Origin of the sequence: Streptomyces sp. NPDC003247 (assembly GCF_042888135.1) — a bacterium.
GTDB lineage: Bacteria > Actinomycetota > Actinomycetes > Streptomycetales > Streptomycetaceae > Streptomyces.
In genome coordinates, this window is sequence record NZ_JBIAPF010000032.1 from 1 (window position 1) to 11,058 (window position 11,058).

Genomic DNA, 11,058 nt, shown 5'->3' on the forward strand with positions numbered 1-11,058 from the left:
TGGCGTGACGGTGGCCGGCAGGTGCGGCGGCTGAAGGTCAGTCATGCCTTTCACTCCCCGCACATGGACGGTGTGCTGGAGGAGTTCGAGCAGGTAGTCAAGGGCCTGAAGCTCCGGGCGCCGCGCATCCCGTTGGTGTCGACGGTGACAGGGAAGGTGCTGTCGGAGCGGGAGGCGTGCTCGCCGCGGTACTGGGTGCGGCAGTTGCGGGACACCGTGCGGTTTTACGACGCGACCCGGCAGCTGATCGAGGAGGGTGTCACCGACTTCGTCGAGATCGGCCCGGACGCCGTCCTCACCGGCATGATCCAGGGCTACGCGGACGGCGCCGCGACCTCGATACCGCTGATGCGCGCCGGGCGGGCGGAGACCGACACCTTCGTCACCGCCCTGGCCCGGGCCCATGCCCGCGGCGTCCACGTCGACCTGACGCCCCTCTTCCCCGGCGCGACACGCGTCGACCTGCCCACGTACGTCTTCCGGCGCGGTCACTACTGGCTGACGCCCGCGCCCCGCACGGACGCGCACAGCCTCGGACTCGACACGGTGGGGCACCCGTTGCTCACGGCCGTGGTCACGCCGGCCGACCGCGACGAGGCCGTCGTCACCGGCAGGATCACGCCGGGCGTCCACGGCTGGATCGCGGACCACGTCGTCGACGGCACCGTGCTCCTCCCGGCGACCGCCTTCCTGGAGATCGCCGCCGCCGCGGGCGCGCGGTTCGACGTCCCCCAGGTCGAACGGCTCACGCTGGAGGCACCCCTCGGCCTCGCCCCGGACCGGGGCACCCGGCTCCAGGTCCTGGTGGGCCCACCCGACCGGGAGGGCAGCCGCGCGTTCTCGGTCCACGCACGGCCGGACACCGACGGAGACGAGAACGAGACGCCCGGGACCTGGACCCGGCACGCGGGCGGTGTCCTCACCACCGCCCGTCCCGAGCCGTCCCCGGACGCCTTCCGGGAACTGCGCGACTGGCCGCCCGCCCGGGCCACCGAGATCGTGCCGACCGGTTCGTACGACACGCTGGCCGGCACCGGATACGAGTACGGGCCGACCTTCCGTGGGCTGCGCGCCCTGTGGCGGCGCGGCGGCGAACTCTTCGCCGAGGTCGTCCTCCCGGAGCGACTCCTCGACGAGGCCGACCGGTTCACCCTGCATCCGGCGCTGCTGGACGCCGCGCTGCACCCGCTCGTCCTCGACACCGCCGCCGACGACCGGGCCGAGGGCCTGATCCGGCTGCCGTTCGACTGGACCGGCGCGGTCCTCCACCGCCCCGGCGGTGCCGTGCTGCGCGTCCGGCTCACCCCCGTCGACGGCGACAGGACCGCGCTCACCCTCGCCGACCGGCACGGCACGCCCGTCGCGGAGATCGCCTCGCTGACGCTGCGGCCGGTCCTCAAGGAGCACTTCACCCGCTCGCTGGGCACCCGCGAGGAGGGCCTGTACGAGGTGGAGTGGCCCGTCGTCGAGGCGACGGACCCAGAGGGCGGATCAGCGAAACGGGAGGAGGGACCGGCGGACTGGGCGGAGCTCACCGACGACGTCACGGATGACGTCACCGGCGCCGAGAACCCCGTATCAGGCGCCGAGACCGCCGTTCTGCGGATTCCGCGCCCTGCCGAGCCCTTCACCCCCGAGGCGGCCCACGCCACGGCGGAACGGGTCCTGGGCCTCGTCCAGCGGTGGCTGGAGCGGCCCGGCACCGGGCGGCTCGCCGTCGTGACGCGCGGCGCGGTCGCCGCCGCCGACCCGGACGTGGCCGACCTGGCCGGAGCGCCGCTCTGGGGGCTGATCCGCTCGGTGCAGAGCGAGTTCCCCGGCCGGATCACCCTGGTGGACCTCGACCCGGCCGCCGCCGAGGACGAGGGCGACCGCCCGCTGCGCGCCGCCCTCGCCCTCGACGAGCCCCAGGTCGCCGTCCGTGACGGGCGGTTCAGGGTGCCCAGGCTGGCCCGCCGGACGGGTGCGCCGGCGGTGGGCCGCGACCTGCCGAAGCCGGATCCGCGCGGCACTGCGCTGGTCACGGGCGGCACCGGCGGTCTGGGCGCGCTGTTCGCCCGGCACCTGGTCGTCGGACACGGCGTGCGGCGGCTGCTGCTGGTGAGCCGGCGCGGCCCCGACGCCCCCGGGGCGGAAGAACTGCGCCGGGACCTGACCGGGCTGGGCGCCGAGGTCGACATCGCCGCCTGTGACGTGGCCGACCGGGAGGCGCTGGCGGCGGTACTGGCCGGCATCCCGGACGACCGTCCGCTGACCGCGGTCGTGCACACGGCCGGCGCCCTCGACGACAGGCCCGCCGAGGCACTCACCCCCGACAGCCTGCACACCGTCCTGCGGCCGAAGGTCGACGCCGCGAGCCATCTGCACGAGCTGACCCGGGACCGGGACCTCGCGCTGTTCGTCCTGTTCTCCTCGATCTCCGGCGTCATCGGCACGACGGGCCAGGCCAACTACGCCGCGGCGAACAGCTTCCTGGACGCGCTGGCCGCCCACCGCAGGGCCGCCGGCCTGCCCGCCGTCTCCCTGGCCTGGGGGCTGTGGGACGCCGCGCACGGCATGGCGGGCACCCTCGGCGAGGCCGCCCTGGAGCGCTGGGCCCGCAACGGCTTCACCCCGCTCGGCCCGGACCAGGGCCTCGCCCTGTTCGACGCCTCGCTCACCGCCGAACACGCCCTGGTGGTCCCGGCCGCGATGCGCCTGGACCGGGTGCGCACGACCCTCGGGCCGACGTCGGCGGTGCTGCGCGGGGCCACGACCCGGGCCGGACAGCGGAACGCGGCCGACGGCACCGGCACCGCGCGGCGCCCCGACGACTGGGCGTCGAAGGTGGCGGGCCTCACCCCCGAGCGCCGGGAGTGGGAACTGACCGAGCTGCTGCGCGCCCGGGTCGGCGCCGTCCTCGGCTACGCCGACCCCGGGAGCATCGACGCGGCCCAGCCCTTCCAGGAACTGGGCTTCGACTCGCTGAGCGCGGTGGAGCTGCGCAACCAGCTGAACGCCGCGTGCGGGCTGCGCCTGCCCAGCACGCTGATCTTCGACTATCCCACCGTCGGCACACTCGCCGCCTACCTGTCCGCCCAACTCGCCACCGTCACCGGCACCGTCACCGGCACGGGGTCGGCCGCGGCGGGGGACCGGACCGCCGAGACCGAGACCGTCCTCGCCGACCTCGACGCCCTGGAAGAGCGCATCCGGGCGGTCGTCGCCGCGGAGGGCGGCGCGCGGGGGCGGATCGCCGCACGGCTCGTGGAACTGCTCGACGCGTCCGGCGGCACCCTCGCCACCGACGGCGACCTGGCCTCCGCCACGGACGAGGAACTCTTCGCCCTCGTGGACAACGCCGACTGACGGCCCCGACACCTCACCTGTTCGTACGACCTTGGAGCGGTTGGATTCTGATGGCTGACGAGAAGGAACTGCGGGAGTACCTGAAGCGGGCGATCGCGGACGCGCGGGACGCGCGCCGGCGGCTGCGCGAGGTGGAGGACAGGGCGCGGGAGCCGATCGCGATCGTGGGCATGGCGTGCCGCTTCCCGGGTGGGGTGACGACTCCCGGGGAGCTCTGGGACCTGGTGGACGGCGGCGTGGACGCGATCTCGGCCTTCCCCGCGGACCGGGGCTGGGAGGAGGACCTGTACGACCCCGACCCCGACCGGGTGGGCAGGTCGTACATCCGCGAAGGCGGCTTCGTGCGGGACGTGGCGGGTTTTGAGCCGGAGTTCTTCGGGATGTCGCCGCGGGAGGCGTTGGCGGCGGATCCGCAGCAGCGGCTGTTGCTGGAGACGGCGTGGGAGGCGATGGAGACCGCGGGCGTGGTGCCGGCCTCGCTGCGCGGCAGCCGCACCGGCGTCTTCACCGGCCACATGTACCAGGACTACGGCAGGCGCCCCGACCTCCCCAAGGAGGGCTTCGAAGGCAACCTGGCCAGCAACAGCATGGGCAGCGTGGCATCCGGCCGCCTGGCTTACACGTTCGGTTTCGAGGGTCCGGCGGTGGCGGTGGACACAGCGTGTTCGTCGTCGTTGGTGGGGATCCATCTGGCGGCGACGGCGTTGCGTCAGGGGGAGTGTGATCTGGCGTTGGCGGGTGGGGTGACGGTGATGGCGACGCCGATCTCGTTCGTGGAGTTCTCGCGGCAGCGGGCGTTGTCGCCGGGGGGTCGGTGCAAGTCGTTCGCGGCGGGTGCGGACGGGACGGTGTGGGGTGAGGGTGCGGGTCTGGTGCTGTTGGAGCGGTTGTCGGACGCGCGGCGGCACGGGCGTCGGGTGCTGGCGGTGGTGCGGGGTTCGGCGGTGAATCAGGACGGTGCGTCGAACGGTCTGACGGCGCCGAACGGTCCGTCGCAGGAGCGGGTGATCCGGCAGGCGCTGGCGAGTGCGGGGCTGTCGTTCGGGGACGTGGACGTGGTGGAGGCGCATGGGACGGGGACGCGGCTCGGTGACCCGATCGAGGCGCAGGCGCTCCTCGCCACCTACGGACAGCGCCGTGACGGACGGCCGCTCTACCTCGGGTCGCTGAAGTCGAACATCGGGCACAGTCAGGCGGCCGCGGGCGTCGGCGGTGTCATCAAGATGGTCCAGGCGATGCGGCACGGTGTCCTGCCCCGGACGCTGCACGTGGACGCCCCGACACCCCAGGTCGACTGGGACTCCGGCGCGGTGGAACTCCTCACCGAGCCCAAGCCCTGGCCGGCGACTCCCGAGCGGCCTCGCCGCGCGGGCGTCTCCTCCTTCGGGATCGGCGGCACCAACGCTCACGTGATCATCGAAGAGCCGCCCGCGGAGGAGCCGGGGGAGCCGGTGGCGCCGGAGGAGCAGGGGCTGGAGACGTCGGCCGCCGCTGTGCCGGGTGGCCTGCCGGTGGTGCCGTGGGTGCTGTCCGGACGCTCGGCCGAGGGGCTGCGGGGGCAGGCGGCCCGGCTGCTGGCGGCCGTGGAGACCGACCCCGGCCTCGACGTCCGCGACGTGGCCCGGTCGCTGGCGTCCGGCCGGGCGGTCCTGGACGTCGCCGGCATCGTGGTCGGCTCGGACCGCGCCGACCTCGTACGAGGTCTGAAGACGCTGGCGTCGGGCGGCACGGACGGCTCGGTGCGGGTGCAGGAGCGGTCGCGTGCGGGACGGCTGGCCTTCGTGTTCACGGGGCAGGGGGCGCAGCGGTGGGGGATGGGGCGTGAGTTGTACGGGTCGGTGCCGGAGTTCGCGGCGGTGTTCGACGAGGTGTGTGGGCAGGTGGATGCGGGGTTGGAGCGGCCGTTGAGGGAGGTGGTGTTCGGGGAGGCGGAGGCGGAGGGGGTTTTGGATCGTACGGAGTTCACGCAGCCGGCGTTGTTCGCGTTGGAGGTGGCGTTGTTCCGGTTGTTGGAGGGGTTCGGTGTGGTGCCGGACTTTGTGGCGGGGCATTCGGTGGGTGAGGTGGCGGCGGCGCATGTGGCGGGTGTGTTGTCGTTGGGGGACGCGGCGCGGTTGGTGGTGGCGCGGGGCCGGTTGATGGGGTCGGCGCGGTCGGGTGGTGCGATGTTGGCGGTGCGGGCCGCGCCGGAGGCCGTGGCGGATGATCTGGCGGAGTTCGAGGGCCGGGTGTCCTTGGCGGCGGTCAACGGTCCGGACGCCGTGGTCGTCTCCGGAGACGCGGAAGTCGTGGGAGATCTGGAAAAGCGGTGGCGTGACGGTGGCCGGCAGATACGGCGGCTGAAGGTCAGTCACGCTTTCCACTCCCCGCACATGGACGGTGTGCTGGAGGAGTTCGAGCAGGTAGTCAAGGGCTTGAAGCTCCGGGCTCCGCACATCCCGTTGGTGTCGACGGTGACGGGGAAGGTGCTGTCGGAGCGGGAGGCGTGCTCGCCGCGGTACTGGGTGCGGCAACTGCGCGAGGCCGTACGGTTCCACGACGCCGTGCGCTGCCTGGACGAGCAGGGCGCGGCGGACTTCGTCGAGATCGGTCCGGACGCCGTGCTGAGTGCTCTGGTGTCGGCCGGTGTCGGGCGTGAACCCGGTCTGGTGGTGCCGGTGTTGCGGAAGGACCGGTCGGAGCTGGAGTCGTTGGCGGTGTTGCTGGGCCGGTTGCATGCGCGGGGGCGGGGGGTGGACTGGGCGCGGGTGCTGCCGGGTGCGGGGCGGGTGGATCTGCCGACGTATGCCTTTCAGCGCAGGCGGTACTGGCTGGAGGAGCGGGCTGGTGGCCGGGATGCGGCCGGTCTGGGGCTGACCGGTGCCGCTCATCCCCTCCTCGGTGCGGCGGTGCCGGTGGCCGGGAGTGAGGAGGTGCTGCTGACCGGGCGGATCTCCCGCCGGACCCACCCCTGGCTCACCGACCACACCGTCTTCGGCACCGTGCTCGTACCGGGCACCGGTCTGCTCGAACTCGCCGCCCGGGCCGGCCGGGAGACCGGCTGCGACCGGGTGGACGAGCTGACCCTCGCCGCGCCCCTGGTGCTGCCGGAGACGGGCGGGCTCCAGATCCAGGTCCGGGTCGGCGCACCCGACGGCGACGGCCGGCGCACCCTCGCCGTCCACTCCCGCCCCGACACCCCCGACACCGACCAGGCGTGGGAGCTGCACGCCGAGGGGTTCCTCGCCGTGGACGGCACCCTGCCCGCCGCGTCGCTCGCCGCCGGACTCATGGTGTGGCCGCCCGCCGAGGCCGCCGAGATCCCACTGGACGGGGTGTACGAGCGGCTGACCGACCAGGGCTACGCGTACGGCCCCGCCTTCCGGGGACTGCGCCGCGCCTGGCGGGGCGACGGCGAGGTGTACGCCGAGATCGCGCTGCCGGAGGCCGGCCGCGCCGAGGCCGCGCAGTACGGCCTGCACCCGGCCCTGCTGGACGCCGCCCTGCACGCGCTGCTGCCCGGGGTGGCCGGCGAGGGCGGTCGGGCACAGCTGCCGTTCGCCTGGTCCGGCGTCCGCGTGTACGGCCCGGGGGCCGTGTCGCTGCGGGTGCGGCTGCCGGTGCCGGACCCGGACGCCGCCTCCTCGGAGATCTCCGTCGTCGCGGTCGACGAGGCCGGTGCCCTGATCGCCTCGGTCGAGTCCCTGTCGCTGCGGCCGGTGTCGAGGGAGGCACTGTCGCAGGCGAGCGCCACGGTCCGGGACGGCCAGTTCCGCGTGGCGTGGGAACCGGCGCAGACCGGGGCCGGTGACCGGACCGGTGACCCGGCCGGTGACCGGCCCGGTGACTGGGCCGTGGTGGGGGACGCCGGGGCGTTCCCCGACGGGGTCCTGCCGGGCGCGGACCACGCGTACGCCGACCTGGCCGCGCTCGCCGCGGCGGTGGAACCGGACGGCGCACCCGTCCCGTCCGTGGTGATCGCACCCGCGGTGGCGACGGCGGAGCCCGCCGACGTGGCCGGGGCGGCGCGGGCCGCGCTGCACGGCGTACTGGAGACGGTGCGGGCCTGGTCGGCGGCCGAGCGGTTCGCCGAATCGCGGCTCGTCGTGCTGACCCGCGGCGCGGTCGCCGCCGGCGCGGAGGACGTCACCGACCTGGTCCACGCCGGCGTGTGGGGACTGCTGCGGTCGGCCCAGTCGGAGAACCCCGGTCGGATCGTCCTCGTGGACCTCGGGCAGGACGACACGGCCGGGCACGATGCCGGCGCCCTGCTGCGGGCGGCCGTGGCCACGGGCGAGCCGCAGATCGCCGTACGCGGCGGGACACTGCTGACGCCGCGCCTGGCCCGCACCCGGCGTGAGGAGGGCGCGGAGCGGGAGACCACGGACGGCACCGGCCCGCGCTGGGACCGCGGCACCGTCCTGCTCACCGGTGCCACCGGCACCCTCGGCGGCCTGCTGGCCCGGCACCTCGTCGTCCGGCACGGCGCCCGGGACCTGCTGCTGCTCAGCCGCCGGGGCGCCGACGCGCCGGGCGCCGCCGAACTGGGCCGGGAGCTGGAGGAGCTGGGCGCCCGGGTCGTGACGGCCGCCTGCGACGTGGCGGACCGGGAGGCGCTGGCGGCGGTGCTGGCCGCCATCCCGCAGGACCGTCCTCTGACCGCCGTCGTCCACACGGCGGGCGTCCTGGAGGACGGCGTGCTGTCCGCGATGACCGCCGGGCAGCTCGACCGGGTGCTGCGGCCGAAGGTCGACGCCGCGTGGAACCTGCACCGGCTCACCCGCGACCTCGGCCTCACCGCCTTCGTCCTCTACTCGTCGGCCGCCGGACTGTTCGGCACACCCGGCCAGGCCAACTACGCCGCGGGCAACACCTTCCTGGACGCGCTGGCCGCCCACCGCAGGGCCGCCGGCCTGCCCGCCGTCTCCCTGGCCTGGGGACTGTGGGAGGAGACCAGCGCGATCAGCGGCGACCTGGGCGACGTCGACCTCAAGCGGCTCGCGCGGACCGGTCTGCGGGCGCTGTCCTCCGACGACGCCATGGTGCTGTTCGACGCCGCGCACACCACCGGCGAGCCGGTCCTCGCCCTGACCCGGCTGGACACGGCGGGCCTGCGCGCCCGCGGCGCCGAGCCGCACACCATGCTGCGGGGCCTGGTGCGTCCTCCGGCGCAGCGGCCGCAGGACACGACGGGCGGCACCTCGCTCGCGGAGCGGCTCGCGAACCTGTCCGCCGCGGAACGCGAGCGGGTGCTGGTGGACCTGGTGCGCGGACTGGTGGCCGGTGTGCTCGGCCACGCCGACCCCGGCGGCATCGAGGTGGGCCGGGCCTTCCAGGAGCTGGGCTTCGACTCGCTGAGCGCGGTGGAGCTGCGCAACCAGCTGAACGCCGCGTGCGGGCTGCGGCTGCCGACCACCCTGGTCTTCGACCATCCGTCGGTGGGCGCGCTGGCGCGGTATCTCGACGGGCAGCTGGCCACGGAGGAGACCGCTCCGGCCGAGGCCGTGCTGACCGGCCTGGCCGGACTGGAGGCGGGCATCCGTGCCGCCGCCGACGACGAGGCGGCACGGCAGCGGATCGCCGAGCGGCTCCAGGAACTCCTGGAGCTGTCCGGCGGCGCGGGCCGCCACGACGATCTCGACTCCGCGAGCGACGAGGAGCTCTTCGCCCTCGTCGACGGGAGCGAGTGAGCCCGCGCCCGCGGCGGACCCGATCCAGCACACCCCGGGCACGGCACCACGACGCCCGGGGTGTCACCCGCGCCGCGCGGCACCCGCGCACGCGCCCCCACCCGGCGTCCCCCCCACCCGGCGTCCCCCTGGCCCGACTTCCCCTCACCTGTTCGTACGACCTTGGAGCGGTTGGATTCTGATGGCTGACGAGAAGGAACTGCGGGAGTACCTGAAGCGGGCGATCGCGGACGCGCGGGACGCGCGCCGGCGGCTGCGCGAGGTGGAGGACAGGGCGCGGGAGCCGATCGCGATCGTGGGCATGGCGTGCCGCTTCCCGGGTGGGGTGACGGGACCGGGGGAGCTGTGGCAACTGGTGGACGGAGGGGTGGACGCGATCTCCGCGTTCCCCGCGGACCGGGGCTGGAACGAGGACCTGTACGACCCCGACCCCGACCGGATGGGCACGTCGTACGTCCGCGAGGGCGGGTTCCTCCAGGACGTGGCGGGTTTTGAGCCGGAGTTCTTCGGGATGTCGCCGCGGGAGGCGTTGGCGGCGGATCCGCAGCAGCGGTTGCTGCTGGAGACGGCGTGGGAGGCGATGGAGACCGCGGGCGTGGTGCCGGCCTCGCTGCGCGGCAGCCGCACCGGCGTCTTCGCCGGACTGATGTACCAGGGGTTCGCCGCGAACATCCTGGACGAGGTCCCGGCCGACATCCAGGGGTACGTCGCGGGAGGCGCCTCCGCCAGCATCGCCGTCGGCCGCCTGGCTTACACGTTCGGTTTCGAGGGTCCGGCGGTGGCGGTGGACACAGCGTGTTCGTCGTCGTTGGTGGGGATTCATCTGGCGGCGACGGCGTTGCGTCAGGGGGAATGTGATCTGGCGTTGGCGGGTGGGGTGACGGTGATGGCGACGCCGATCTCGTTCGTGGAGTTCTCGCGGCAGCGGGCGTTGTCGCCGGGGGGTCGGTGCAAGTCGTTCGCGGCGGGTGCGGACGGGACGGTGTGGGGTGAGGGTGCGGGTCTGGTGCTGTTGGAGCGGTTGTCGGACGCGCGGCGGCACGGGCGTCGGGTGCTGGCGGTGGTGCGGGGTTCGGCGGTGAATCAGGACGGTGCGTCGAACGGTCTGACGGCGCCGAACGGTCCGTCGCAGGAGCGGGTGATCCGGCAGGCGCTGGCGAGCGCGGGGCTGTCGTTCGGGGACGTGGACGTGGTGGAGGCGCACGGGACGGGGACGCGGCTCGGTGACCCGATCGAGGCGCAGGCACTCCTGGCCACCTACGGACAGGGACGGGAAGGGCGTGCTCCGCTGTATCTGGGGTCGCTGAAGTCGAACATCGGGCACAGTCAGGCGGCCGCGGGCGTCGGCGGTGTCATCAAGATGATCCAGGCGATGCGGCGGGGCGTGCTGCCGAAGACGCTGCACGTGGACGCTCCGACACCCCAGGTCGACTGGGACTCCGGCGCGGTGGAACTGCTGACCGAGGCCAGGCCCTGGCCCGAGACCGGGGCACCGCGCCGATCCGCCGTGTCCTCCTTCGGCCTGGGCGGGACGAACGCCCATGTCGTGCTGGAACAGGCCCCTGCCGAGGAGCCGGAGAACGCCGCGGGGTCCCCGGCACCGGAGACGGGCGGTCCGGCGGTGGTGCCGTGGGTGGTGTCGGGGCGTTCGGCGGACGCCCTGCGTGTCCAGGCCCGGCGCCTGCACGACTTCGTCACCCGGCGCCCCCAGATGCGTCCGGCCGACGTCGGCTTCTCGCTGGCCACGACGCGGACGGGGTTCGAGCACCGTGCCGTGGTCGCGGGACGGGACCGGGCGGACCTGCTGGAGCAGTTGGCCGCCGTGGCGGCCGGCTCCGCCGACCCCGGGACGGTGACCGCCCAGGCATCCGACCCGACCGCGGGCCTCGCTTTCCTGTTCACGGGTCAGGGGGCGCAGCGGTGGGGGATGGGGCGTGAGTTGTACGGGTCGGTGCCGGAGTTCGCGGCGGTGTTCGACGAGGTGTGTGGGCAGGTGGATGCGGGGTTGGAGCGGCCGTTGAGGGAGGTGGTGTTCGGGGAG

General features: G+C 74.4%; 3 protein-coding genes. All 3 read left to right on the plus strand.

The features are described from left to right. Window positions 1-21 precede the first annotated feature (21 nt). On the plus strand, window positions 22-3,348 hold the full coding sequence (locus ACFYWQ_RS43510) for an SDR family NAD(P)-dependent oxidoreductase (protein ID WP_389526412.1): 3,327 nt from the start codon (window positions 22-24) through the stop codon (window positions 3,346-3,348). A gap of 50 nt (window positions 3,349-3,398) precedes the next feature. Next, window positions 3,399-9,017: a type I polyketide synthase gene (locus tag ACFYWQ_RS43515; RefSeq protein WP_389526408.1), complete on the plus strand. Its 5,619-nt coding sequence runs from the start codon at window positions 3,399-3,401 to the stop codon at window positions 9,015-9,017. 175 nt (window positions 9,018-9,192) lie between these two features. After that, on the plus strand, window positions 9,193-11,058 hold a 1,866-nt coding region (locus tag ACFYWQ_RS43520), incomplete at its 3' end, for a type I polyketide synthase (protein WP_389526415.1).

Excerpts from the sequence above, each read along its gene's own strand:
- ACFYWQ_RS43515 (WP_389526408.1), top strand. The coding sequence starts at position 3,399 with ATGGCTGACGAGAAGGAACTGCGGGAGTACCTGAAGCGGGCGATCGCG.